This window comes from Ensifer adhaerens (assembly GCF_013283195.1).
Classification (GTDB): domain Bacteria; phylum Pseudomonadota; class Alphaproteobacteria; order Rhizobiales; family Rhizobiaceae; genus Ensifer; species Ensifer adhaerens_G.
The window spans coordinates 2,305,975-2,330,904 of the sequence record NZ_JABEKT010000001.1; the positions used below are offsets into that span (position 1 = coordinate 2,305,975).

Annotated in this window: 26 protein-coding genes and 1 tRNA gene; 9 read left to right on the forward strand and 18 right to left on the reverse strand. The window is 59.9% G+C overall.

Annotated elements, in window-relative coordinates:
* Positions 1–86 precede the first annotated feature (86 nt).
* Positions 87–1,901, reverse strand: a complete 1,815-nt coding sequence (locus LPJGGPFB_RS10960; RefSeq protein ID WP_173419939.1) for an extracellular solute-binding protein — start codon at positions 1,899–1,901, stop codon at positions 87–89.
* Positions 1,902–2,172: 271 nt separating this feature from the next.
* On the opposite strand from LPJGGPFB_RS10960, the gene LPJGGPFB_RS10965 reads away from it, so the two are divergent.
* Positions 2,173–2,802, forward strand: a complete 630-nt coding sequence (locus LPJGGPFB_RS10965; RefSeq protein WP_173419940.1) for an invasion associated locus B family protein — start codon at positions 2,173–2,175, stop codon at positions 2,800–2,802.
* Between the two features lie 124 nt (positions 2,803–2,926).
* Here the strand turns inward: LPJGGPFB_RS10965 and hspQ are convergent, their stop codons facing one another.
* The 3 genes from hspQ to LPJGGPFB_RS10980 all read right to left on the reverse strand — a co-directional run bounded on the left by hspQ (position 2,927) and on the right by LPJGGPFB_RS10980 (position 5,282).
* Positions 2,927–3,256: a heat shock protein HspQ gene (gene hspQ, locus LPJGGPFB_RS10970; RefSeq protein WP_025427014.1), complete on the reverse strand. Its 330-nt coding sequence runs from the start codon at positions 3,254–3,256 to the stop codon at positions 2,927–2,929.
* Between the two features lie 212 nt (positions 3,257–3,468).
* Positions 3,469–4,878 (reverse strand): type I glutamate--ammonia ligase, encoded by a 1,410-nt coding sequence (gene glnA, locus LPJGGPFB_RS10975; RefSeq protein WP_025427015.1) that lies wholly within the window; start codon positions 4,876–4,878, stop codon positions 3,469–3,471.
* Positions 4,879–4,943: 65 nt separating this feature from the next.
* Positions 4,944–5,282 carry a P-II family nitrogen regulator gene (locus LPJGGPFB_RS10980; protein ID WP_003528058.1) on the reverse strand — a complete coding sequence of 113 codons (339 nt, stop codon included), beginning with the start codon at positions 5,280–5,282 and terminating at the stop codon, positions 4,944–4,946.
* A 343-nt stretch (positions 5,283–5,625) separates the two neighbouring features.
* Between LPJGGPFB_RS10980 and LPJGGPFB_RS10985 the strand changes: the two genes are divergently transcribed.
* Complete coding sequence (locus LPJGGPFB_RS10985) at positions 5,626–7,101, forward strand: NAD(P)H-hydrate dehydratase (protein WP_173419941.1); 1,476 nt, start codon at positions 5,626–5,628, stop codon at positions 7,099–7,101.
* Between the two features lie 82 nt (positions 7,102–7,183).
* On the opposite strand, the gene gpt is transcribed toward LPJGGPFB_RS10985, so the two are convergent.
* The gene (gpt, locus tag LPJGGPFB_RS10990) at positions 7,184–7,681 is read right to left on the reverse strand and encodes a xanthine phosphoribosyltransferase (protein WP_025427018.1); all 498 of its coding nucleotides are present in this window, start codon (positions 7,679–7,681) and stop codon (positions 7,184–7,186) included.
* Between the two features lie 160 nt (positions 7,682–7,841).
* Positions 7,842–8,597: a competence/damage-inducible protein A gene (locus LPJGGPFB_RS10995; RefSeq protein WP_173419942.1), complete on the reverse strand. Its 756-nt coding sequence runs from the start codon at positions 8,595–8,597 to the stop codon at positions 7,842–7,844.
* A gap of 164 nt (positions 8,598–8,761) precedes the next feature.
* Between LPJGGPFB_RS10995 and wrbA the strand changes: the two genes are divergently transcribed.
* The 3 genes from wrbA to LPJGGPFB_RS11010 all read left to right on the forward strand — a co-directional run bounded on the left by wrbA (position 8,762) and on the right by LPJGGPFB_RS11010 (position 10,146).
* Positions 8,762–9,361: an NAD(P)H:quinone oxidoreductase type IV gene (gene wrbA / locus LPJGGPFB_RS11000; RefSeq protein WP_173419943.1), complete on the forward strand. Its 600-nt coding sequence runs from the start codon at positions 8,762–8,764 to the stop codon at positions 9,359–9,361.
* A 232-nt stretch (positions 9,362–9,593) separates the two neighbouring features.
* Positions 9,594–9,836, forward strand: a complete 243-nt coding sequence (locus tag LPJGGPFB_RS11005; protein ID WP_053247390.1) for a DUF2188 domain-containing protein — start codon at positions 9,594–9,596, stop codon at positions 9,834–9,836.
* Positions 9,837–9,927: 91 nt separating this feature from the next.
* The gene (locus LPJGGPFB_RS11010) at positions 9,928–10,146 is read left to right on the forward strand and encodes a hypothetical protein (protein WP_077503508.1); all 219 of its coding nucleotides are present in this window, start codon (positions 9,928–9,930) and stop codon (positions 10,144–10,146) included.
* A gap of 84 nt (positions 10,147–10,230) precedes the next feature.
* On the opposite strand, the gene LPJGGPFB_RS11015 is transcribed toward LPJGGPFB_RS11010, so the two are convergent.
* The 7 genes from LPJGGPFB_RS11015 to LPJGGPFB_RS11040 form a co-directional block, all read right to left on the reverse strand.
* Positions 10,231–10,315 (reverse strand) — tRNA-Leu (locus LPJGGPFB_RS11015).
* Between the two features lie 653 nt (positions 10,316–10,968).
* Positions 10,969–11,091, reverse strand: a complete 123-nt coding sequence (locus LPJGGPFB_RS33435) for a hypothetical protein (RefSeq protein WP_256372324.1) — start codon at positions 11,089–11,091, stop codon at positions 10,969–10,971.
* Positions 11,092–11,987: 896 nt separating this feature from the next.
* Positions 11,988–12,233: a DUF982 domain-containing protein gene (locus tag LPJGGPFB_RS11020; RefSeq protein WP_173419944.1), complete on the reverse strand. Its 246-nt coding sequence runs from the start codon at positions 12,231–12,233 to the stop codon at positions 11,988–11,990.
* 175 nt (positions 12,234–12,408) lie between these two features.
* Positions 12,409–12,666 (reverse strand): hypothetical protein, encoded by a 258-nt coding sequence (locus LPJGGPFB_RS11025; protein ID WP_173419945.1) that lies wholly within the window; start codon positions 12,664–12,666, stop codon positions 12,409–12,411.
* Positions 12,667–12,827: 161 nt separating this feature from the next.
* Positions 12,828–13,532, reverse strand: a complete 705-nt coding sequence (locus tag LPJGGPFB_RS11030) for an HAD family hydrolase (RefSeq protein ID WP_173419946.1) — start codon at positions 13,530–13,532, stop codon at positions 12,828–12,830.
* 4 nt (positions 13,533–13,536) lie between these two features.
* A complete protein-coding gene (locus tag LPJGGPFB_RS11035; RefSeq protein ID WP_173419947.1) occupies positions 13,537–14,127 on the reverse strand; it encodes a hypothetical protein in 591 nt (196 codons plus the stop codon).
* Positions 14,128–14,207: 80 nt separating this feature from the next.
* A complete protein-coding gene (locus LPJGGPFB_RS11040) occupies positions 14,208–15,662 on the reverse strand; it encodes a TrkH family potassium uptake protein (protein ID WP_173419948.1) in 1,455 nt (484 codons plus the stop codon).
* A gap of 152 nt (positions 15,663–15,814) precedes the next feature.
* On the opposite strand from LPJGGPFB_RS11040, the gene ilvA reads away from it, so the two are divergent.
* Complete coding sequence (gene ilvA, locus LPJGGPFB_RS11045; RefSeq protein WP_173419949.1) at positions 15,815–17,065, forward strand: threonine ammonia-lyase; 1,251 nt, start codon at positions 15,815–15,817, stop codon at positions 17,063–17,065.
* 86 nt (positions 17,066–17,151) lie between these two features.
* A complete protein-coding gene (locus LPJGGPFB_RS11050) occupies positions 17,152–17,472 on the forward strand; it encodes an HlyU family transcriptional regulator (protein ID WP_173419950.1) in 321 nt (106 codons plus the stop codon).
* Between the two features lie 214 nt (positions 17,473–17,686).
* Here LPJGGPFB_RS11050 and LPJGGPFB_RS11055 read toward each other — a convergent pair whose 3' ends face one another.
* Positions 17,687–19,669, reverse strand: coding sequence for a bifunctional 2',3'-cyclic-nucleotide 2'-phosphodiesterase/3'-nucleotidase (locus LPJGGPFB_RS11055; RefSeq protein WP_173419951.1), 1,983 nt, complete (start codon positions 19,667–19,669; stop codon positions 17,687–17,689).
* Between the two features lie 233 nt (positions 19,670–19,902).
* On the opposite strand from LPJGGPFB_RS11055, the gene LPJGGPFB_RS11060 reads away from it, so the two are divergent.
* Positions 19,903–21,150: a GGDEF domain-containing protein gene (locus LPJGGPFB_RS11060; RefSeq protein WP_173419952.1), complete on the forward strand. Its 1,248-nt coding sequence runs from the start codon at positions 19,903–19,905 to the stop codon at positions 21,148–21,150.
* Between the two features lie 15 nt (positions 21,151–21,165).
* Here the strand turns inward: LPJGGPFB_RS11060 and LPJGGPFB_RS11065 are convergent, their stop codons facing one another.
* The gene (locus LPJGGPFB_RS11065; protein ID WP_173419953.1) at positions 21,166–21,627 is read right to left on the reverse strand and encodes an Lrp/AsnC family transcriptional regulator; all 462 of its coding nucleotides are present in this window, start codon (positions 21,625–21,627) and stop codon (positions 21,166–21,168) included.
* Between the two features lie 155 nt (positions 21,628–21,782).
* Between LPJGGPFB_RS11065 and ald the strand changes: the two genes are divergently transcribed.
* A complete protein-coding gene (ald, locus tag LPJGGPFB_RS11070) occupies positions 21,783–22,901 on the forward strand; it encodes an alanine dehydrogenase (protein WP_173421013.1) in 1,119 nt (372 codons plus the stop codon).
* A 42-nt stretch (positions 22,902–22,943) separates the two neighbouring features.
* On the opposite strand, the gene LPJGGPFB_RS11075 is transcribed toward ald, so the two are convergent.
* The 3 genes from LPJGGPFB_RS11075 to sseA all read right to left on the reverse strand — a co-directional run bounded on the left by LPJGGPFB_RS11075 (position 22,944) and on the right by sseA (position 24,925).
* The gene (locus LPJGGPFB_RS11075) at positions 22,944–23,411 is read right to left on the reverse strand and encodes a DUF1203 domain-containing protein (protein WP_173419954.1); all 468 of its coding nucleotides are present in this window, start codon (positions 23,409–23,411) and stop codon (positions 22,944–22,946) included.
* Between the two features lie 91 nt (positions 23,412–23,502).
* Entirely contained in the window at positions 23,503–24,066 is a 564-nt protein-coding gene (locus LPJGGPFB_RS11080; RefSeq protein ID WP_173419955.1) for a GNAT family N-acetyltransferase, read from the reverse strand.
* Positions 24,067–24,070: 4 nt separating this feature from the next.
* A complete protein-coding gene (gene sseA, locus LPJGGPFB_RS11085; protein WP_173419956.1) occupies positions 24,071–24,925 on the reverse strand; it encodes a 3-mercaptopyruvate sulfurtransferase in 855 nt (284 codons plus the stop codon).
* Between the last annotated feature and the right edge of the window lie 5 nt (positions 24,926–24,930).

Here is a 24,930-nt window from a genome sequence, read left to right on the forward strand (position 1 = left end):
GCTGGTGCCTTTCCTGTTGGCCAAAGCTGCGAGATAAGCCGGTTCCATCCGGCTTTCAATGCGTTACCAAAAGGGAACCGCCCCTTTTACTGGGCGTTTTCGTCCCACCATGCCGGCAACTGGTAGCCGTAGAGCGGCACGGTCGCCGGGCGAGCGATATGCTTGCGCCTGGCGACCCACTGTGCGTCCAGATGGTAAAGTGGCACCAGATAGGAATTGTTGACCAGCAACCGGTCATGCGCCCTGACCGCGGCGGTGAAATCCTCGGACGTTCTGGCCTGCAGGATGTTTTCAACCATCCGGTCGACCTCCTTGTCGGCGACGCCGGCAAAATTGTCGCTGCCCTGGCGGTCGCGTGACTGGGACGTCCAGCGGCCGACCTGCTCGACGCCAGGCGACAGCGTCGACGGGAACGACTTGATGATGACGTCGTAGTCGAAGGACTGGCTGCGCTGCTGGTACTGCGAATCGTCGACGGTGCGCACCGTGGCCTTGATGCCGAGCGGCGCCAGGAAGCGCTGGTAGGCAAGGGCGATCTTCTCCTGACCGGCATTCTGGCTCATGATCTCGAAGGCGAGCGGCGCGCCGTTGGCGTCAACCATCTTGCCGTCCTTGATCTGATAGCCGGCCTCGCGCAGCAGCGAGACGGCCACGCGCAGCACGTTGCGGTCGCGCCCCGATGCATCCGTCACCGGCAGGCGATAGGTGCCGTCGAGGATTGCCGGGTTGATGTGCTCGCGTGCATCGCCGATCAAACCGAGTTCACGGTCGTCGGCAGCGGCACCCAGAAACGAAAGCGTCGAGTTCTGCCAGTAGCTCTGGGTGCGGGTGTAGGCGCTGTCGAACAGGTTCTTGTTTACCCACTCGAAGTCGAAGACCAGCGCCAAGCCCTGGCGGAGCTTGAGGTTGTCGAACATCGGCTTGCGTGTGTTGAAGACGATGCCGAGCATACCGGAGGGCGTCTTCGGGGTGAATGTCTCCTTGACGACGTCACCGGAGCGAACCGCAGGAAAGTCGTAGCCGCGGGCCCATTTGGTGGCGCTGCCTTCGGGGTAGATGTCGATCTCGCCCTTCTTGAAGGCTTCGAACAGGGAGTTCTCCTGCAGGAAGTACTCGACGGAGATCTCGTCGTAATTGTCGAAGCCGACTTTGGAAGGAAGGGTCTTTGCCCAATAGTCCGGGTTGCGGCGGTAGACGATGCGTTCGCCGGGCTTTACCTCGGCAACGCGATAAGGGCCTGAACCAAGTGGGGCTTTAAGTGTTGTCTGGTCAAACGTCGCCACGTCGGTCGCGTGTTTCGGCAGGACCGGAGAGAGCCCAAGCAGCAGCGGCAGTTCGCGATCGGCGTCTTCGGTGAAGGTGAAACGGACGCTGAGGTCGCCGACCTTCTCGAGCTTGGCCACCTTCGCCATTCGGTTGGCAAAGGGCACGCGCCCCTTGTCGCGCATCAGTTCGAAGGTGAAGATGACATCGTCTGCGGTTACCGGCTGCCCGTCAGCCCAGCGCGCGGCCGGATTAATATTGAACTGAATGAACGTCCGGTCGTCGTCCCATTCCACCGACTGGGCCAGCAGACCGTACATGGTGAAGGGTTCGTCGCGGGAGCGCTGCATCAGTGATTCGTAGACGAGATTGCCGTATTCCGGATCCCACATACCGCGCGCCGTCGTGCGCATGCTCTTCAGGATGAACGGATTGAGGCTGTCGAAGGTCCCGACCACGCCGTAGGAGATCTTGCCGCCCTTCTTCACATCGGGATTGACGTACGGGAAATGCTTGTAGTCCGCCGGCAGCGCGGGCTCGCCATGCATGGAAATGGCGTGTACGGGAGCGGCCATCGCGGCATCGCCAAATGCGGTTGCGGCCAACAGGATGGCCAGACCGGAAAGAATTGTGCGCAACGTTATCTCCAGTGAAGTGGCAAACGGCCGATTCCCGGCACGTTACCAATGCCGGTCGACAATTCCAACCGACGCTATACGCAAATTCCGGCGGGCAAGAGGTCAAAAAAAAGCAAGAAACACTGGATAAACCGCACGAGCCAATGTAACAGGTGTTTCCGGAAACGGGGTCATGCATTTGCCTTATTTGGCCAACAGGACAACGGCGGCTGACGATACTCACCTGCGGAACGAATTGTTCCGTTACCGGATTTCAGGAGACGGAATCACAATGTTCTTCAAGTCGAACTTCACCAAACGTGCGGGTCTGGCAACGCTGGCGCTCTCGGTAGCAGCTGCGGGCGTCCCGGGCGTCGCATCTGCCCAGCAGGCTGGTGGCAAGCCTCCGCAGGGTTGGTTCAAGGTCTGCACCAAGCAGGAAGACAACGATGTCTGCATCGTTCAGAACCTCTTGACGGCAAACAACGGTCAGCTCCTGACCGCAGTTGGCCTCATCACCGTATCGGGCAAGGTCAACCGCAAGGTTCTGCAGGTTTCCGTGCCGTCCGCGCGACTGATCCCGACCGGCGTCCAGATGCAGATCGACGGCGGCAAGCCGGTGAAGCTCGACTACGCTATCTGCATGCCGGACAAGTGCGTGGCTGAAGCTCCGCTGTCTGACCAGCTGATCGCAAGCCTGAAGAAGGGCAATGAGGTGGTCTTCACCTCCGTCAACTTCCAGCGCGCACCGAACCCGATCAAGATGGGTCTTGAAGGCTTTACCGGTATTTTCGACGGCGAGCCGATCGAGCAATCGCAGCTTGAAGAGCGTCAGCGCCTGCTGCAGGAAGAAATGCAGAAGAAGGCTGAAGACGCGCGCAAGAAGCTTGAAGAGGCCCAGAAGGCCGCCAAGCAGAACTAAGCGCTTCGGCTCTTTCGAGAATAAAAGAAACGCCCGGACGATGTCCGGGCGTTTTTCATTTGAGCGAGTGCCGACGGCGCGGTTTCCAGAGTATCCCCAGTGCGTTTATCCGAACGCACGGCCCTTAGTGGCGGAACGTGACCTTGGGCTTGTAGTGCCCGATATCGTCCTTTTCGAACAGGGCGTCGACCTGAGCGTGGCGGATCGGCCGATCGCTCTCGTCGGAAACCAGGTTCTGCTCGGACACGTAGGCGACATACTCGCTGTCGTCGTTCTCGGCGAACAGGTGGTAGAAGGGTTGATCCTTGCTTGGGCGGATCTCCTGCGGAATGGCATTCCACCACTCCTCGGTGTTTGCGTATTCCGGGTCGACGTCGAAGACGACGCCGCGGAACGGGAAAACCCGATGGCGAACCACCTGTCCGATCTCGAATTTCGCGTTTCTCTGTTTCATGACGCAACACATCCTTTCAAGGGATTATCTGGGTTGCCAAACCCAAAACATCAATAGGGTGTCATGCACGGCTTCGTGTACGCCTTCCTGGCCTTCCTGTTTCCCGCTGCAGCGTGGTTGAAAAAAACAAGCCGGCGAGGGTCCCTTGAACCCCGCCGGCTTGCCGCGTCGCTTGCGGACCGGTGCGGCATCCGCCGCCCGGCCCATCGGTCTTAGACCGAGTAGTACATGTCGTACTCGACCGGGTGCGGGGTCATTTCGTAACGCATGACTTCCTGCATCTTCAGCTCGATGAAGGAATCGATCTGATCGTCGTCGAACACGCCGCCGGCGGTCAGGTACTTGCGATCCTTGTCGAGGCTTTCGAGCGCTTCGCGCAGCGAGCCGCAGACGGTCGGGATCTTCTTCAGTTCCTTCGGCGGCAGGTCATAGAGGTCCTTGTCCATGGCCTTGCCCGGATGCAGCTTGTTCTTGATGCCGTCGAGGCCGGCCATCAGCATCGCTGCGAAGGCGAGGTAGGGGTTTGCGGTCGGATCCGGGAAGCGGACTTCGACGCGCTTGGCCTTCGGGTTGGTGCCGAACGGAATGCGGCACGAGGCCGAGCGGTTGCGCGCGGAGTAGGCGAGCAGAACCGGCGCTTCATAGCCGGGGACGAGGCGCTTGTAGGAGTTCGTCGACGGGTTGGTAAACGCGTTCAGCGACTTGGCATGCTTGATGATGCCGCCGATGAAGTAGAGGCACGATTCCGACAGGCCCGCATATTCGTCGCCGGCGAAGGTCGGCTTGCCGTCCTTCCAGATCGACAGGTGCACGTGCATGCCCGAACCGTTGTCGCCGAAGATCGGCTTCGGCATGAAGGTTGCGGTCTTGCCATAGGCGTTCGCGACCTGGTGCACGACGTACTTGTAGATCTGCATCTTGTCGGCGTTGCGAACCAGAGCGTCGAACTTGACGCCGAGTTCGTGCTGGGCAGCGGCGACTTCATGGTGATGCTTTTCGACCGTGACGCCCATTTCGGACAGGACCGTCAGCATCTCGGAGCGCATGTCCTGGCAGCTATCGATCGGCGGAACCGGGAAGTAACCGCCCTTGACGCGCGGACGGTGGCCGAGGTTGCCGGTCTCATAGTCGGTGTCGTCGTTAGACGGCAGTTCCGAGGAGTCGAGCTTGAAACCGGTGTTATAAGGATCAGCCTTGTACTTGACGTCGTCGAAGACGAAGAATTCGGCTTCCGGGCCGACGAAGACGGTGTCGCCGATACCCGATGCCTTGAGGTAGGCTTCGGCCTTTTTCGCCGTGCCGCGCGGGTCGCGGTTGTAGGCTTCGCCCGAGACCGGATCGAGAATGTCGCAGATGATGACCATCGTCGACTGCGCGAAGAACGGGTCCATATGCGCTGTTTCCGGGTCGGGCATCAGCACCATGTCGGACTCGTTGATGGCCTTCCAGCCGCCAATCGAGGAGCCGTCGAACATGACGCCATCGGCGAACATGTCTTCGTCGACACAGACGACATCCATCGTTACGTGCTGCAGCTTGCCCTTGGGGTCGGTAAAGCGCAGGTCGACGAACTTGACGTCGTTGTCCTTGATTTGCTTCAGAATATCGCTTGCAGTCGTCATTTTCCGTAATTCCCTGTGTGAGATGACGAGGTTTTAAGGTGAAAGGGCCGGGCGGCCCTTGAGGATCAGATGGCGTCGAGGCCCGTTTCGCCGGTACGAATTCGGATGACTTCCTCCACGTTGGAAACGAAAATCTTTCCGTCGCCAATCCGGCCGGTTTGGGCAGCATTGCGGATCGCCTCGATGACGGCCTCCGCGTTTTCGTCCGCCAGCACCACTTCGACCTTTACCTTGGGCAGGAAGTCCACGACGTATTCAGCGCCGCGATACAGCTCCGTGTGACCCTTCTGTCGACCGAAGCCCTTTGCTTCCGTGACGGTAATGCCCTGCAGACCGACTTCCTGAAGGGCTTCCTTCACTTCGTCGAGCTTGAAGGGCTTTATGATCGCTTCGATCTTTTTCATGAGAAAATGTCTCTCCGCTTCTCCCTTTAAAGCAGGATCATGCCCGCTCACCCATCAATATGCACGTTGCATGCCAGTTTTTCTGCAAAATGATTGCCGAAGAGCAAAATTTCTTGGGATTGAGCGATGGTGACTGCATTCCATGCCTTTGGCTTCGGTCGATCTGCCTATTTTTTGTAAGGTTTCTGCCCAGCTTGTTCGGTTTGGGTCGAGGGTCGTGGCATCTGCACCGGGAAAGCACGTTATTTGAGCAACAAATATGTGCAAATGCATCATTGGTGAGCAATCCGTAATCCGTGGACACCACTTGCCGCGGGCTGATGGACGGGGGTAAGTCTGGACCATGCACTCTTCTCTTCGTGATCTGTTGATTACCCCGGCCGAAATGGCCGCAATAGACCTGGCAGCTGCGCGATCGGGGATCGACAGCTTCCTGTTGATGCGCAGCGCTGGGTTGGCTGTCGCTGCGGCTGCGCTCGGGCGCTTTCCGCAGGCACAACGCTATGTCGTTCTGTGCGGACCCGGCAACAATGGTGGTGACGGCTATGTCGCGGCCTTGGCGCTTGTCGAGAGCGGTGCGAACGTTGCTGTTTTTGCCTTCGGTGATCCAGCCGCACTTTCCGGCGACGCCGGCCGTGCACGGCAACTGTGGAATGGCACCACAGATCCACTTGCTTCCTACTTGCCGCAGCCCGCAGATGTCGTCGTCGATGCACTCTTCGGCGCAGGCCTTTCGCGCGATCTACCGGGACCGGTGGTGGAAGCGATCAATCGGATCAACGGGCGGAACTTGCCCATCATTGCCGTCGACCTGCCGACCGGCGTTGACGGGCGGACAGGGCAGATCCGCGGCGCGGCATTCGCTGCGAACCATACGGTCACCTTCATGGCGAGGAAGCCGGGCCATCTGCTGCTTCCCGGCCGTTCGCTGTGCGGCGCTCTCGAGGTCTTCGACATCGGTATTCCGGCCCGGATCGTGCTCGCGGGGGGGAACGCATTGCGCGTCAACACACCGGCTCTCTGGTCCGACCATGCGGCAAGGCTCGATGCATCGAGCCATAAATTCCGTCGCGGTCATCTCGTCGTCTTCTCGGGCGGGGCGCAGGCGACGGGTGCCGCGCGACTGGCGGCGGCCGCCGGTCTCGCTGCCGGGGCCGGTCTGGTGACGGTGGCATCACCGACGGCGGCGCTCGACGTCAATGCCGGGCAACTGACCGCGGTCATGCTGAAAGCGATAGACGATCCGCCGGAGCTCGCGCGCTGGCTGGAAGACACCAGGCTCGGGGCGTTTGTGCTTGGTCCGGGATTTGGAGTTGGTGAGCGCGCGCGCGCCTTTGCGCTAGCGCTCTGCGATCGCGCGCTGGTTCTCGATGCCGATGGCATTACGTCTTTTCAGGAACACCAGTCGCAATTGTTCCCCCGACTGGCGGCGGCAACGGGCAGGGCGGTGATGACGCCGCATGAGGGCGAGTTCGCCAGGCTGTTTCCCGAGATTGCCCGAGACAAAAACCAGTCGAAGATCGAGAAGGCGAAAGCCGCGGCACAGATCAGCCGCGCGACGATCGTCTACAAGGGTGCCGATACGGTGATCGCCAGTCCGGACGGGAAGGTTGCCGTCAATGCCAACGCTCCGCCGTCACTGGCGACAGCCGGATCCGGAGACGTGCTTGCAGGCATTATCGGCGCGCACTTGGCGCAAGGCATGCCAGCGTTCGAGGCTGCTGCCGCCGGTGTCTGGCGCCATGGGGCCGCCGGAGCGCAGGCCGGCCCTGGGTTGACCGCCGAAACGTTGGTGGCATCCATGCCGCCGCTTGGCTGAAGCCCACTTCGTCATTCGAGCGTGAAAACAAAACGCCTTCGACACGCTGGCGCGTGACGAAGGCGTACATGACCCGATCGGATCAGCCGCGCGTGCCCTTGGCGATCGGCTCCTGATAGGTAAAGCCCAGATCCCACGGGAAGTAGATCCAGGTATCCTGGCTCACTTCGGTGACGAATGTGTCGACCATGGGCCGGCCCTTGGGCTTGGCGTAGACGGCGGCAAAATGCGCCTTCGGCAGCATGGCACGAACTTCGGCCGCCGTCTTGCCGGTATCGGTCAGGTCGTCGATGATCAGTACGCCTTCGCCGCCATCCTTGGCGATCTCAGGCGCGATGCCTTTCAGCACCTTCATCTGACCCTGCGTGTCATAATCGTGGTAGGAGGCGATGCAGACCGTCTCGATCATGCGGATGTTGAGCTCGCGGCAGATGATTGCCGCCGGCACGAGGCCGCCGCGGGTAATGCACACCATGGCGCGCCATTCCTGCCCCTGATCTGCCAGCCGCCAGGCAAGCGCACGCGCGTCGCGGTGGAACTGATCCCAGGAAACGGGGAAGGCTTTATCGGGCAGGGACATTGATGGGCTCCGGCTTGTCTGGACGAGGTAAAGGCGAAGCATCCGGCAGATCGGGCAGGCGCAGACGCTTCATCCTGATTTGCCGACATGCAATAGCGGCAATAGCGGCCGATGCGCAAGAGCTTCGCATCCCTTGCCATGCCCTCCGTAGCCTCTGCTGTCAGGTTTGAACGCGCAAAGCGGTAATCGCATCGATCATTGCCTGCACATCCGCGGCTGCGGCCGACAGAGCCTGCGGATCGCGCGCCCTGACGACGATATCGGTCGAGAAAACCTTGCCGTCGAATTTGGGGTAGGATCCGATGCTGGTTTCCGGGTGGTTCTTCTGCACTTCGGTGAGCGGCGTGCCGATATCGCCTTCGCCATAGGGAGAGCGTACCGATTGCGAGAGCAGCGGCGTGCCGGCCTGCAAATCCGGCATGATCGCATCGAGCATCGCCTGAAACACCTGCGGCACGCCAGCCATCACATGCACATTGCCGATGGCAAAGCCCGGTGCGGTGGAGACCGGATTTGGGATCAACCGTGATCCCTGAGGCATGCGCGCCATCCGCTTGCGCGCGTCCGAAAATTCCATGCCGCGGCGTTCGTACATCGCGGCGAGCAACGCCATGGCTCGCTCATCATAGATGCAATCGACAGCAAAGGCTTTCGACACGGCGTCGGCCGTTATGTCGTCATGGGTCGGGCCGATCCCGCCTGAGGTGAAGATGTAGTCGTAGCGCGTGCGCAGCGCGTTGACGGCTTCGACGATCGACGCCTCCTCGTCAGGCACGATACGCACCTCCCGAAGGTCGATGCCGACCATCGTCATCATGTCGGCGAGATGGCCGATGTTCTTGTCCTTGGTTCTGCCGGACAACAGTTCGTCGCCGATGGCGACCATGGCGGCAGTAACGATCTTGGGGCTGCTCATTGGCGATCCTGCTTATGTGAGGCGATTGTTCAGTAGCATCTCGTGATTGTTCGAGAATTGAGAACGCTCTGTTGACCGTGTGGCTTCTGGCAACCGGACGCATTTTGATAAATCCTGCACGTGACGGTAATCAAGCGGAATTGCCTGAATCCAAAGGAGCATTTATGGCCAACGTTCTCGTTCTCTATTATTCGGCATACGGGCACATCGAGACGATGGCCTATGCAGTGGCGGAAGGCGCCAAGTCAGCCGGTGCTGACGTCGTCGTCAAGCGCGTTCCCGAACTGGTGCCGGAAGACGTTGCCAAGGCATCGTACTACAAGGTGGATCAGGCTGCGCCGATCGCTACGGTCAACGAACTGGAGAATTACGACGCCATCATCTTTGGCGCTGGCACGCGCTACGGCACGGTCGCCTCGCAGATGCGCAACTTCATCGACCAGACAGGCGCGCTTTGGGCTCAGGGCAAGCTGGTCGGCAAGGTGGGCTCGGTGTTCACCTCATCGGCGACACAGCACGGCGGCCAGGAATCAACCATTCTCGGCTTTATCCCAACCTTGATGCACCACGGCATGGTCGTCGTCGGCCTTCCCTATGCCTTCCAGGGTCAGATGGGTCTTGAGGAGATCAAGGGTGGCTCGCCCTACGGCGCTTCGACCATCACTGGCGGTGACGGTGCGCGCCAACCTTCGGCGATCGAACTCGACGCCGCTCGCTATCAGGGCGCGCACGTCGCCAAGATCGCAGCGAAGCTGTCGGCCTAAGCCACGGAAAAGTCTTGAAAGATCGACAGGAAAGCGGCTCTCGCAAAGGGCCGCTTTCTCGTTTCGGGACGGCCTGTCACATTCTGATTCGCGAAAGTGGCCTACTGGCCTGTACCTGTGTTAATATCCGCCGCGTTCGGCATGAGAATGCCATTGACGAGGAGGAATATTGGGCCGTGCGGCAACGGTCCGCGGAAGGCGGAATTGCCTTTCGGAGTGCAGGGAGAGAAGCATGGCGCGCATTACGTACTCCATCGTTCCCCATGACGGCGGTTGGGCCTACAAGGCAGCCGACGCTTTTTCGGAACCCTTTCCCAGCCGAGAAATGGCGCTGGCGGCCGCCAAGGCCGCCGCAGCCGAACAACAGGTCGGCGGCGACGACGAGGATATCAGCTTCCAGGACGAAAAAGGGAACTGGCACTTCGAACACACCGACGGCGGTGATCGACCTGAGGCAACCGTCGAAGACGGTTGACAGACTTTTCGGACGATTTGAGCGGTCCGTTCCATATCAGCATCTGCGAGAGTATTGCGTCCACTGCGTCGGCATTAGCGGAGGATTTTCAATGCAGCATTACAGCGTTCAGATCTTCACCTGGACCGCCCGCAACGGCGTGCAACAGGTCGGATCAGCAATCGAAGTCGATGCCCTCAATCCGAAGGCTGCAGCCGTCTCGCTGCTGGGCCTGCGGTTGGAGGATAAGGGAGCCTGCACGAAACTAGCGGTCAGGGTGTGGCACGACGATACCCACATGGCCGAATGCGACTGCTTCTACTACCACTGAGCGGCAAATCGATCCCAAGCGACGTTGCGCGACCCGTTCGTTGAACGGGCGTTCGCGCGCGGACAGTCTCCAACGAGCATTATCTGGTGCGGGCGGCGGGGATCGAACCCGCACAGCCGAAGCCGAGAGATTTTAAGTCTCTTGCGTCTACCAGTTTCGCCACGCCCGCACTGAGTGTTTTCAGTACCTTGCGCTCTTCGGTTTTGGAAGGCCCGAACAACGGAATTTTCGGTGTCGGGTTCATGTGGGTTGGGCTGCCGGCAGTGTGGGGGGCAGCTTCGGACACAGTGGATCGTTGATATGCCCTGGTCACGGCGCGCACCCGCAAAGAGGTGGGGCAGGGCCTTCGCCGACGGCGGCAGACGCGTGCATTGGAAAGGGATCGGGAAGACGTACGGGCGGCCCGCGCCGCCCTTCTGTCTACTAGAAGATCGTTTTGCTTGGCGGGCTTGGGGCGTTGTTCTGGTTGCCCGAAGTGCTGGTTCGATGGTCGCGAATTCGGCCGGCGGCCAGTTCACCCTCGTTCGTTGCTTTAACGAGGGTCTGCTTTCCGACCGGTGCCGAAGGCACGGCGGTATAGGCGCCGTTCGCAAATGCGAGCGATAGCACGGCGGCAATGACAATCTTCTTCGGTAGTCTCTTTGGTTCGGACCCGGCGCACAACGGTGAGCAAGCGGGAACCTTGGCGTAGAACGGCCAGTGATTCAGAGACATACGGCAGATGCTGTACTTCAACCGGGTCGACGTGGCGAGATCCGGAAATGGTTACGAAAGCTTGAGGCGATGTCTCCCATCGCCTGCTCCATGCTCGAAGGGTCTAGATCAGAAGTTGGTGGTGATGCTGTGGTTATATATCCGGCTCTGTTCCGCCTTCTTGGCGGCAAGGGGCACCACGACAATGAATGCAACGAGTGCGAGAATGAAAGCCGGTCCAGGAAGTGCCACCAGAGATTTCCCCGATTTATGATTGTCCCCATTATTCGGGAATTAGGCTTAATTGAAGCTGAATGAAGCCTGTCGAAATGCTGTCGAAAAGCGGAAATAGCCGCCGACGTGCCGATGAAATAGCGGCACCGTTGTCATTTTTCATCGGTGATCGGGTCGTTGTCGCGTCCTGAACACGAAATCCGGAAGGAAGAATCTTGGCGGGCAGAGACGTTTCCCCGTTGAGATCCAGAATGATCGCGACAACGTCCGCAGATGCCGCAGCGTCGCCGCTTTCACCAATTGTTCTTCCCTCAAATGGGTGAGCAGGGCCAGAATAGACCGGGTTCGTACTGCGGATGTTCGCCCCCCGTTCGCCATGTTTTAGGTGTCGCTTTAGAGTGGGCGCGACCAATTTTCAGCTTCGATGTCGATTAAGATTCGGCGCACTGGCGGCTGAATATGGAACGACATCTCGAAAACCCGTGGCGAACAGACCATGCGGAGCACTCGTCGTATTTGCCTTTAAAGGAGTGCGAAAAGTCTGGCTATGATCGCGGGGAGCGGTCCGTTGGTTCGGTGATACTGGAAAGCCCCACTAGCCGTCCGTAAGCTCCTCGGGCGTTGAAACGATTGCTGAATTCCCCAAGGCGCCATCTGCGTACTTGAAGGCAAGTATGCTCATGACGGAGGCGACTATGACCAGCAGGATGATCCGCATTCTTGTTTTTCCGGTTCGTTGCTCTGTCTAGCAACTCCGGTGGAGGCTCGTTGTTCCAACTCGGCGTTCGGCGACCTGTATCGTTCATCTCAACACAACACTGGCCGCTGCCGCCGGTGCCACGGTGCCCGACAGCGCCGTGCGTCTTACGACACGTAAAGCATGCAGTCGCTTGTCGGTGCCGGCAGACGAAGGATTACTCCTCTATGGCAATCCCTGCCTCACGCGCGGCATCAATGAAGGCTTGACGGGCGGTTTCGGCCGATTGCTTGCCCTCGATCACCGCCGCGCATGTATCAAGCGCGCGCGTCAGGAGCGCACTGTCTTCGATCGGCCAGTCCTCGATCATTGCCCAGGATGCTTCGGTCGTATTCGAGATGGTCGTAAATTTGCCCGGCCCCTCCAGGGCCAGGGTTACGGGCTTGTCCCAATTTTCGGCCATGTCGGTTACCTCAATTTCAGCTGGTGGCGGCCCTTAGCACAGATCCGGGCGATTCCGCGAGCAATGCGATCGATACTTATGTTGCGCCGAAGTCGAGCCATCCGCGCCGTAATTTCCGTCAAGCAACCGCATCGGCGAACGCTACCCGGACATCGGTGCGGCCCTTTTTGGTCCCCTACGATGGCTGACGCTTCGATCGCGAGAAATAGAAGATTGTGCCCGCGATCAACGCGCCAAGGCCGTAGGTGAAAAATGCCTGAAAGTATGGAGTGTCTGACGTCAGAAAATAGATCGCTGGCGCAACGAACATCATGACTGTCAAACCGATAAGGCGAGAAGCAAAGATGCTCATGTCCGAGCGTTTCTTGATCATCCACCCGATCAAGATGCTGGTGAATGTCATCACTATGCTGGCTCCCATGAGCTGCGCCATGCTGGTCCTCCATCAAGGTTTCCTCAGGACTTCCGCACATTTCTCCGGTTTGCAAAAGACCAATCGCTCTTCCGGTCAACAATTGATGGTTGCGTTGACGCGTCGGCTGGTACCGGGCTGCCACCAGTTCAATTGGTCGCGCTCACTTCGGCTGTGGCGCGCTATTTGTCCAGCGTCTGCAGCACATCCGGCAGTCCACCGAGATCGACAATCTCACGAAAACGCGGATGGCTGTCCGGCTTGTCGTGATGTTCGAACGCCCAGGTGAGGGCATGCGGTACGTAGATTCCCCAGCTGCCGGCGTCGAGTGCGGGCACAATATCCGATTTCAGCGAGTTGCCGACCATCAGGCTTTTTGATGGGCCGTCGCCGTGATGCGTGAAAATGCGATCATAGGTGGCGACGGTTTTGTCGCTGACGATCTCGACCCCGTTGAAATAGTCGCCAAGCCCTGAGGCGGCGAGCTTGCGCTCCTGATCGAAAAGGTCACCCTTGGTAATCATCACCAGCCGGAATGTGCCATGAAGAGCCTCCAGTGTTTCTTTGACATGGGGCAACGGCTCGACCGGGTGGACAAGCATTTCGCGCCCTGCGGCGAGAATCTCTGCAATCACCGATGACGGGACCCGGCCGTCCGTGACCTCGACGGCCGTCTCGATCATCGACAACACGAACCCCTTGATGCCGAAACCGTAGAGGCCGAGGTTGCGCTTTTCCGCGGCCAGAAGCCTTGCGGGCAGGTTTTCCGTGTCGGCGTGCTCCCTGAGCAAGTCAGTGAAGCGCGCCTCGGTCAGGCGAAAGAACTGTTCGTTTTGCCAAAGCGTGTCGTCGGCATCGAAGCCGATTGTCGTAATTATGTCGGGCATTGTCTCACGGTCCGGCGATCTTGAACGGCTGATCGATCGTCGCCGTCTTGCCGCTGTTGATATCGTTGAAGTGGAAGCGCAGCACGTAGTCGCCTGCCGGCGCTCCGGAAACGTCGATTGTCAGGGTCGAATAGATTTCCTGGTTCTTGAGGTAGCCGGTGAAGGTGAAATCGCCGAATGCCTTCTGGCCGGCGAGGACTTTTCCGGCGGGATTGAGGATATCGAAATCGACGGTGAAGCGTGTTTCCAGCTTGTCCGTCACAGCCGCTTGCTTCCAGGTCAGTCCGACTGGCTCGACATAGGAAACGATGGCTTCCCCTGTCTTGAAGACAGTGCCGTCCTTGGGCTCATACATCGCGTAGCCGGCAGGTTCCTTGCTGATGAAGACGGCTTTGCCGATCGAAAAGGGCAGGGTCTGCGAAAAGTCGCCGACCGCCTGTCGCAGCAGCTCTCGCGCCTTGGCCGGGTCGCCGGAGGTTGCCAGTTGTTCGGCCTTGGTGGCAGCCTCGACGAGCGGTCCGGCCATTGCCTCGATGCTTATGCTGAGCATGCTTGCGGCGGTCAGCACCGCCAGCAGTGACCGATATATCGCCATGACGCCCCCCTTTGTCCGGTTGATCCGACTGTCGGCATTTGCCGCATCGAGTCAAGACGATAGGGCCGGCGCGGCGATGGTCAATGTTTCCAGAAGATTGGCGTCAGAATAACGAGCACTGTCAGCACTTCCAGACGACCAAGCAGCATCATGAGCGAAAGAAGGTAAAGCTCGGGATCCTGGAGCGTCGAAAAATTGCCGGCCGGGCCGATCAGGCTGCCAAGGCCAGGGCCGACATTGGAAAGGCAGGTGATTACCGCCGAGGTCGCAGTGATGAAATCGTAGCCGAGTGCACCCATGCCGAGACTGCCCAGCACCCACAGCAGGATATAGGTGGTGAAGAACAGGAAGATAGCGCGCTGCGTGTCGGCATCGACAGTGTTGTTGCCGTAGCGCACTGCATAGATCGCATTGGGATAGATGAGCTTGTTGAGGCCGGAGCGAATAGCGTTGAAAAGCACGACGAAGCGATAGGCCTTGATTCCGCCTGCGGTCGATCCCGAGCAGCCGCCCATGAAGGTGGCGATGAAGGCCACCATCACGACGAACGGTCCCCACAGACTATAGTCCTCGCTTGCAAAGCCGCTGGTCGACAGGATCGAGGTGATGTTGAAGAAGGAATGGGCAAGCGCCAGGTGAAATTCGACGCCATTGGCGAGGCGATGGTAGATCGCCACTGCGATCGAGAAAGCCGAGAGGTATCCGAGAAAGACGATGATCTGCGGATCGCGCAGTGCGTCGAGGCGGCCTCGCACGACGAGCACGATCAGGATCGAGAAAGGCAGGCTGCAGAGCGCCATGAAGAACGTCGCGGTCCACAGGAGCGGGATGCTGCCGAAATAGGCGAAGGACGCGTCATGGGTGGAAAACCCGCCCGTCGCTACTGTCGACATCGCGTGATTGATGGCATCGAACCGGTTCATGCCCGCCATGTTGTAAGCGACCGTGCAGAGCACGGTGATCGAGACATAGATCAGGAGGAAGGCGCGGCTGAAGCTTGCAAGCCGCGCGAACGGTTTGTCGCTGGTATCGGAGGATTCCATCTTGAAGAACGACATGCCACCCACCCGGAGATAGGGGATGATGAACAGGCCAAGCACGACGATGCCGATGCCGCCGAGCCAGCACAGCAGCGAGCGCCAGACGAGCAACCCGGGCGGCGCATCGTCGAGCCCGACGATGACGGTCGATCCGGTGGTGGTGATGGCGGAGACGGACTCGAACAGAGCCTGCGCGAAGTCGAGCTTCAGCGAAGACAGCCACAGCGGGATGGCGCCGACGACCGAAAACACCGCCCAGAGAAGATTGACCAGCACGAACCCGAACTTCTTCGAGAATGGCGGCGGTCCCATCCGCGTTGCCATGAACGTCGCTGCCGACAGGCCGCCTACCATGAAGGCGGAGACGGCAAAGATCTGCCAGTCCGGATGGCCAAAATAGAGATCGACCATCGCGGGCACGAGCATCGCCAGCGAAAGGTACAGGCCGAGTATCGCCGCGATATGCACGGCGTGCCGGATCAGGGTTGCGTTCAAGCGTTCGATTTCCTGGAATGAAACATCGTGATCTGGCGAGGCGCGAGGCGGCAACATTGTCCACCGCCGGGCGATTCGTGTCAAAGCGATGGCCTCAGGCGCTGCAATGTGCAATAGCGGCTGCCATCGGCAAACTCAATGGATGACCTCACGTGACGAAGCAGGATGTTGACAACGCGACCGCGGCGATGCGCGATATTTTCCCGGCCACGCCGCTGCAATTGAACGAACATCTGAGCGGCCGCTACGGCGCCAATATCTACCTTAAACGCGAGGACCTTTCGCCGGTTCGTTCCTACAAGATCAGGGGCGCTTTCAATTTCTTCCGCAAGGTTCTTGGCGCCGGTGCCGCAGGCAAGACCTTCGTTTGTGCCTCGGCCGGCAACCACGCCCAGGGCTTTGCCTTCGTCTGCAGGCACTTCGGTGTTCCCGGTGTCGTGTTCATGCCGGTGACCACGCCGCAGCAGAAGATCGACAAGACCCGCATGTTCGGCGGCGAGTTCATCACGATCCGTCTCGTCGGCGACATTTTCGACCAATGCTACAAGGCAGCCCGCGACCATGTCGAAACGATCGACGGCGTCATGGTGCCGCCGTTCGATCACCTCGACATCATCGAGGGACAGGCAACCGTTGCCGCTGAAATTGCTGAACAACTGCCCGAAGGCGTCAGGCCGGATCTTGTCGTGCTTCCCGTGGGCGGCGGCGGTCTGTCGGCCGGTGTCACCGGCTATCTGAAGGATGAGGTCGCCGCCGACCATTTCGTCTTCTGCGAACCGTCCGGTGCACCGAGCCTCAGGCAGAGTCTTGAAACCGGCAGTCTCGTCACGCTCGACCAGGTCGATAACTTTGTCGATGGCGCGGCGGTCGGGCGGATCGGCGATCTGAATTTCGCAGCGTTGCGGCGCTTCTCAGCCGACCAGGTCATGCTTCTGCCGGAAAACGCAATCTGCATGACGATCATCGACATGTTGAATGTCGAAGGCGTCGTGCTCGAGCCCGCAGGCGCGCTGTCGATCACGGCGCTGGAGGCAATCGGGCGCGACAAGCTTGAAGGCAAGACGGTGGTAGCGGTCGTGTCCGGTGGAAATTTCGACTTCGAGCGGCTGCCCGACGTCAAGGAGCGGGCTATGCGGCACGCAGGCCTCAAGAAGTATTTCATCCTGCGCATGGCGCAGCGTCCGGGCGCCTTGCGCGACTTCCTCAACCTGCTCGGCGACGAGGACGATATCTCTCGCTTCGAGTATCTGAAGAAGTCGGCCCGCAACTTCGGTTCGATCCTCATCGGCATCGAGACCAGGCATGCGGAGAATTTCCCGATCCTGAAGTCGCGGTTCGACGCCGCCGGCCTGCGTTATCAGGACATCACCGAGAACGAGATCCTGTCCAACCTGATCATCTGACGGTTGCCGAGCTGGAAGGCAAAGCCGGAGTGCCAACTCGACACTTTGGCTTTGACAGCTTTCGCCGTCGCGTCTAAGTCTTGCTCATGGCATCATTTTTCTCAAAACTGTTCGGCCGTTCCGGCTCTACCGAAAACGAAGCTCAAGGCGCGTCGGGAAAAACCGAAGCCTATGCGGAGTGCACGATCCGTGCGACGCCGATGCGCGAAGGCTCGCAGTTCCGCCTGGCAGGCAGCATCGAGAAGACTGTCGGCGAAGACGGCGTGCGCGTACGCAGCTTCATCCGCGCTGACCTGTTCACCTCCGAGCAGGATGCGATTGACGCGACGTTCCGCAAGGGGCGCCAGATCATCGACCAGACCGGACCGTCGCTTTTCGCCGACGACGCCTCTTCGCGACAGGTCTGATTCCAAGCTGTCGCCCGTTGGCCTTTCTTCCTGAGAATTGAAGACAATACAGTCTGTTGTCGCTGATAGATCATGTTGATCGTGAGCGTGACGGCTCATTGGCGCCGGATGGCCGTTCGCCGCTCCGGCTCGCCTGTTGACGCGTTCCGCCAACAGCGAAACGCCGATTTCGCGCTGGTGAGAATGTGCCCCCGTCTTGCGGGGGCACGATGGTTCAGAGCTTGATGCGGAAACGGGCAAACCCGTCGGCGGCTTCGCCGGCATCCTCGATCGTCACGCCCTTGACCTCCGACAGAAACTGCCGTGCCTTCGGGCCACTGTCGAAGGTGACGCTGGTATTGGCGAGCGGGACGAAGGTCCAGTTGGCATCTGCCGCCGGATTGATGGTTCCCTGGTCGATGATGTAGCGCACCACGACGTCGCGGTTGGTGTCCGGGGCCACGAAGACCACCTTGTCGGTTGCGATGTCGGGGAAATGGCCGCCGCCACCCGCACGGTAATTGTTTGTCGCAACGACAAATTTCTGCGCTGGGTCAATTGGTTGCCCGTTGAAGCTCAAGTTTTTGATGCGTTTGGCTGACGGGTTGATCGCATTACCGTCCTTGTCGAACTTCGGCGGCTCGGAAAGGTCAATCTGATAGGTGACGCCGTCGATGACATCGAAGTTATAGGATGGGAAGTCGCCGTTGATCAGGGCGACATCGGAGGCCCCGGCCTTGACCTGGTTGAAGATGCCTGCGGACATTTCCAGCCAGTTGCGCACCTGCTCGCCGGTGATGACGACGGCCTGGACCGTGTTGGGATAAAGATAGAGGTCGGCCACGTTCTTGATGGCAATGTCGCCCGCCGGAACGTCGGTGTAGTAGTCGGCACCGCCGCGGCCACCGGCCTTGAACGGCGCTGCCGCCGAAAGCACGGGCAGGTCCTTATGCTCCGTGTCCTTCAGCATGTCCTTGATGTACCAGGTCTGCGCCTGACTGACGACCTGGACCGACGGGTCGTCAGCGACCAGAGCGAAGTAGGAATAGAGCGGCACTGAACTTTTGCCGACGGGGGTGCGGACATAGGCAAGTGTTGCCTCGTGCTCCTTTTGCGCCGCCGCCAGAACTTCAGGCTTGTCGGCGACCTCGGCGATCACTTTCTTGTCTTCGCGCCGATAGATCGGGCGCGCTTCACTGGTGGAACTGACGACGCGCCAGGCGCCGCCTTCGCGCTCGATGAGCAGATCGATCAGCCCGAGATGCGAGCCCCAGAATCCGCCCATGACGCCGGGCTTGCCCGAGATCAATCCCTTGGCATTGTCGACGCCGGCAATCTTGTCGAACTTCGGACCGGGGAAGTCGAGATGGCTATGGCCAGTCACGATCGCGTCGATGCCCGCGACCGCAGCGAGCGGTACGGAGGCGTTTTCGAGATTCTCAGCGTAGTCCTGCTGGCCGATGCCGGAGTGGGAAAGCGCGATGACGATATCGGCACCTTCCTCGCGCATCTGCGGAACCCAGGCTTGTGCTGCCTTGACGATATCGCGGGCATTGGCCTTGCCCTCGAGGTGCTTGGTATCCCAGCTCATGATCTGCGGCGGCACGAAACCGATGAGCCCGACCCGGATCGCATGTTCAGTGCCTGCGCCGTCCTTCACCTTGCGGTCGAGAATGACATAGGGTTTGAGGAACAGTTCATCCTGGCGGGCATCGGCTGCGAGTGCGCCCTTCGTCAGGTTGGCGCACACGAGCGGGAAGTTGGCGCCGTTCAGCACCTTGAACATGAAGTCGAGGCCATAATTGAATTCGTGGTTGCCGAGCGTGCCGCAGTCATAGCCGAGCACGTTCATCGCCGCGATAACAGGGTGAATGTCTCCATCCTTCATGCCGCGCTGATAGGCGATATAGTCGCCCATCGGATTTCCCTGCAGGAAGTCACCGTTATCGACGAGGATGGAGTTGGTTGCTTCGGCCCGGATGGCGTCAACGATGGAAGCCGTGCGTGCAAGCCCCAGCGTGTCGTTCGGCTTATCGCCGTAGTAGTCGTAGGGGAAGACGTGAACGTGGAGGTCCGTCGTTTCCATTATGCGCAGGTGCGCCTGGTTGGCCGCTGCGCGCGCCGAGAAGGGGTGAAGCATCACGAGGGCCGAGGAGGCCACGACGCCCGACAGAAGCGAGCGGCGCGAGAGGTGGAACGGGGATGTCGTCGATTGCATGCTTGCCCTCCATTGATTGGATGTCATTGCAGTTCGGTTGATTGCAATCCGCGGTTTCGTCATTTGAAGGCGAACCACGGTGGGTTGGTCGCGACTATGCCGCAAAGGCAACACTTCGCAAAGCAGTTGATTCTCGCATGTCAATTCCGCGCCGCCGGCCGCCAAGGTAAAGTTTTCTTTAAGCTTTCCGCCTAACGGTTCGCGTGGCGAAACCGGAAATTTTCCTCACGAGCATGCCCAACGCCAATCTCATTCTTTTCGTCGGCGAAGCACTGGTCTACGTCACGGCGATGATCTGGCTGTTGCAGCTTCGTGCCCGGCTGGGTCTCGGAGTCTTCGTCGCTGCACTGGGTGTGATGCATTTCATCGAGACCTATCTGGCAGCGGTGTTTTACGTGCAGTTGCCCTTCGGGATTGTCTCGCCGGGATCGGTCGTGCTTTTCTCCGGAAAGCTCATGATCATCCTGCTGCTGTATGTGAAGGAGGATGCGGCGACCGTCCGGCAGCCGATCTACGGCCTGCTTGCCGGCAACTTCCTCACGGTTGCGCTCAGCCTTCTGCTGCGCCAGCACGAAACGGTTTCGATCGTCTCCGGCCGCTCGGCCGACATCGGCTTCATCGACGAAATGGGCGTGCTGATGGTGTGGGGGACGCTGATCCTGTACCTCGACACCCTGCTGATTATCCTGCTCTACGAGCGTCTCGGCAAATGGTTGCGCCGCTTCGTAACTGTCCGCTTCCTGATCTGCGGCCTTGTGATCCTCAGTTTCGATCAACTGGCGTTCTTTGCTGCCCTGCACTGGCTGAACGATGCGCCCACTGAAGTGCTTTGGGGCGGATGGATCGCCAAGATGCTGGCCGCGACGTTCTACGCCGTCGTGATCGGCGTTTACCTCAATGTGTCGCGCCATCCTTTCCTGGCAATGTCGGACCGGCCGCTCGGCGACATCTTCAACGATCTGACCTTCCGCGAACGCTACGAAGACCTGCTCTCCCGGTCTGGCCAGGACACGCTGACCGGATGTCTCGATCGCAGCCGTTTCGATATCGAAGGACCGCAGATGCTGCGCGCCGCTGTGGCCTCAAAGGCTCCGGTCAGCCTGTTGATCATCGACGTCGATCACTTCAAAGGCGTCAACGACCGCTTCGGCCACCAGGAAGGCGACCGCATCCTGCAGAAGCTGGTGGAGGTGATGAAGGCGAACCTGCGCGAGGGCGACCGGTTGTTTCGCTACGGCGGCGAGGAGTTCGTCGTCTTGTGTCCGGGATTGTCGCATGCCGACGCGTTGAAGCATGCCGAGACTATCCGGCTGGCCGTATCCGCCGGTGTGTTCACCCCCGACAATGCGCCTGTAACCGCCAGCATCGGCTTGTCCTCCACTCCTGACGATGGCGCAGCAATCGCACACCTTTTGTCCGAGGCCGATCTCCGGCTCTATGCGGCGAAGGGACGTGGCCGCGATTGTGTCGTCGGCCGCTAGCACAATCTTCGTGGGCTATATGCCGACATTCGGCCGGTCGATGATTTCCCGCAGGGAGAAGCTGGAATTGATCTTGACCACGTGGGGCAGGGCGGAGAGCCAGTCCCGATGGATGCGCTCGTAGTCCTGTAGATCCTTGGCCGCGACCCGGAGAATATAGTCGTATTCGCCCGACATCAGGTAACAGACGAGCACATTGGGACAGAGTTTCACCGCCGCCTCGAATTCGGTCAGCGTCTTGGCAAATTGTCCTGATAGCGAAATGTGCACGATGACCATGATCTGGTAGTCGAGCGCCTTGTGAGCGAGGCGGGCATGATAGCCGCTGATGGTGCCGGATTTTTCCAGGATATCGACCCGGCGCGAGCATGCCGATGGCGACAACCCGACCTTTGCGGCGAGATCGGCGTTCGAAATCCGGCCGTTCTGCTGAAGAATGCGCAGAATCGCATGATCGATGGCATCAAGTTCACTCATTCGCGTTTTCCATCACTATCCCGCGAGCAAACGCAATCTTCTTCGAAATTGATGCCTTCGCGGAGGCATCTTTGCAAGGACATTCGTTCCGCTGCGTGTTTTGCTGAGTGGGCGTCAATGAGGCGAAATTGCCCACAACAGGAGAGGAACGCTCGATGCGTGTCGGTTGCCCGAAGGAAATCAAAAACCATGAATACCGAGTCGGCCTGACCCCCGGGTCGGTACGTGAATATGTCGCTCACGGCCACGAGGTTATCGTTGAAACCAAGGCAGGAGCGGGGATCGGCGCGGATGACGATACCTACCGCGCCGCTGGCGCGAAGATCGTCGCGACGGCAAAGGACGTGTTCGAAAAATCGGACATGATCGTCAAGGTCAAGGAGCCGCAGCCATCCGAATGGGCGCAGCTGCGCGACGGCCAAATTCTTTACACCTATCTGCACCTCGCTCCGGATCCGGAACAGACCAAGGGTCTGATCAATTCCGGCGTCACCGCGATCGCCTATGAAACCGTCACGGACGAGCGCGGTGGTTTGCCGCTTCTGGCGCCGATGTCGGAAGTCGCCGGGCGCCTCGCCATTCAGGCCGGTGCAACATCGCTACAAAAAGCCAACGGCGGCCGCGGCATTCTGCTGGGCGGCGTGCCCGGCGTGCTTCCCGCCAAGGTCGCGATCATCGGCGGCGGCGTCGTTGGCCTGCACGCAGCCAGAATGGCGGCAGGGCTTGGTGCCGATGTCAGCATTCTCGATCGCTCCATCCCGCGCCTGCGGCAGCTCGACGATATCTTTGGCGGTCGCGTTCATACGCGTTTTTCCACGATCGATGCACTTGAGGACGAAGTGTTTTCCGCCGATCTGGTCATCGGTGCCGTCCTCATTCCGGGTGCTGCCGCACCGAAACTCGTGACGCGTGAAATGCTCACCGGCATGAAGAAGGGCGCGGTCATCGTCGATGTCGCGATCGACCAGGGCGGCTGCTTCGAGACATCGCACGCAACCACCCATTCCGATCCGACCTACGAGGTCGAAGGGATCGTGCACTACTGCGTGGCCAACATGCCCGGCGCTGTCCCGGTCACATCGGCGCATGCGCTCAACAATGCAACGCTGTATTACGGCCTGCAATTGGCAGATCGCGGCCTGAAGGCCATTGCAGAAGATCGCCACCTGCGTGCGGGCCTCAACATCCACCGCGGGCGGGTGACCAACGCGCCCGTTGCCGAGGCGCTCGGCTACGACGCCTACGCGCCGGAAGCGGTGCTCAACGTCGCCTGATAGCCTTCACGGCGTCGGTCCGGCTTCGGTCGGACCGACGCTTCAGGCGCTTTCGATCCTGCACTGATAACAATTGTTCCTCGCCGATCGCACGTGTACGCTCGCGACCTCAGGCATGGCGAGCAGCGCGTGGGCGCGGGATTCGAGCTGCTCAGTAGGAACCACTCCGCCAGTGCCATAGATGATACGCTCGTTGCTGCCATAGCCGCGCAGCAGATAGTCCTTGCTCGTTGTCAGGATAGGCGGTTGTGCCCGGTCGTGATAGGCGAGGCATGCGTCGGCGTGCATGAAAACCGGACCGGTCTCCGCGTAGGGTTGCAACGAAGTGAAAGGCCGCAGCGCAAAGATCAGATAGGCGTCACCCGCCTCCACGTTGCGAAGGCAATGCCGACAAGGAACACCATCGCCATCGGATATCTGCCGTTCCGGCAGGTTGCCATAGGCATCCGTTCCGCCTTGTCTCAGGCTTTCGGCCTGATCGGTTGGCATTGAAATATAGCGCAGGGACATGGTGCATCTCCAGATCGATTGGGATCATTCGATGCACAGAGTGCTCCGACCGAGGCGGCGGCGACACCCGAAACTTGCGGTTGGGTGGACTTCAAAGGTTCTTGGCGAAGGCCAGCAACTCTTCATCCGTCAGTGGCTCAATGGTCGCTTCGCGGGTCGCGACAGGCGAGAAGCCGAATTGCTGATAGAGCTGGAGCGCGCGCGGGTGATCGAGATTGTTCGTCGTCACCGTCACTTTGCTCGGATTCAAGGTCCAGGCGGCAAACAGCGTCTGCAGCAGAAACCATTTGCCGAGGCCAAGACCAAGTGCGTGCTCCATCAGCCCGAAATGGGTAAGCTCGACGACGTCGTCCTCGGCCTGGTGAAGCTCGAAGAAGCCGGCAGGCGCGCCGTTGACATAGAGCACGGTGACACTCGTGCGTTTGTCGGCAAGCAGTGCCGCCAGCTTGTCGTCGCTCATGCGGATGCGGTCGGCCCAGTGCCAGCGTTTGCCGACGCGCAGGTAGAGGAACCGATAGTAATTGAGCGGGATGTCCGACACGCGAAGGATCGCCGTCTGGATGTTGACCGGCATCGGCAAGCTCTGCTTGGGCGGTGCGGACATCTCCAGTTCGGTGACATGGGCGGTCAATGAAGCGAGCTTGGGAGGGCGCATGATATCACTCGCTGCCGGTCACTACTGTTGTATCCGCACGTCCGCCCCATTCCGACCAGGAGCCGTCGTAGAGGGTGTTGTCGGTATGACCAAGGGATTGTAACGCCAGCGTGATGATCGCCGCGGTGACACCCGAACCGCAGGTCGTCACCACGGGCCTGGAAAGGTCGACGCCCGCGTCGGCAAATGTCTTGCGCAGTGTGTCGAGATCCTTGAACTTGCCGTTCTCGGAAAACGTGGTGGACGGCAGGCTGCGGGCGCCCGGCATGTGCCCCGAGCGCATTCCCGCGCGCGGCTCGGCCTCGACGCCAAGGAAGCGTCCGGCGCCTCTCGCATCGGCAATCTGGATCGTGCCGGACTTGACGATGTCCTGCATGCGTTCGAATGAGGTGACTGCCGAAGGGGTGAAGGTGACGTTGAACGTAACGGGTCTAGGCGAGGGAACTTCTGTCGTGACCGGGCGCCCGTCCTTCTTCCAGCCGTCCATGCCACCATCGAGCACGTAGACGTCCTTTGCACCCATGATGCGCAGCATCCACCACACGCGCGGCGCGGTCATGATGCCGGGGCCGTCATAGACGACGATCGTATCGGTCTCGCTGACACCAAGGGCACCGACCGCCTTGGCGAAGGCTTCCGGCGTCGGCAGCGTGTGGGGCAGGCCGCTTGTATGATCGGCGATCGCATCCTGGTCGAAGAATACGGCACCGGGGATATGGCCCGCGTCGTATTCCGCTTTCGGGTTTCTGTTCTGCGCCGGCAGATACCAGGCGGCATCAAGGATGCGGACGGAGGGGGCCTCGAGGCGCTGTTGCAGCCAGTCCGGAGAAACGACGAAGGCGCTTTTGGTGTTGGTCATGGTCG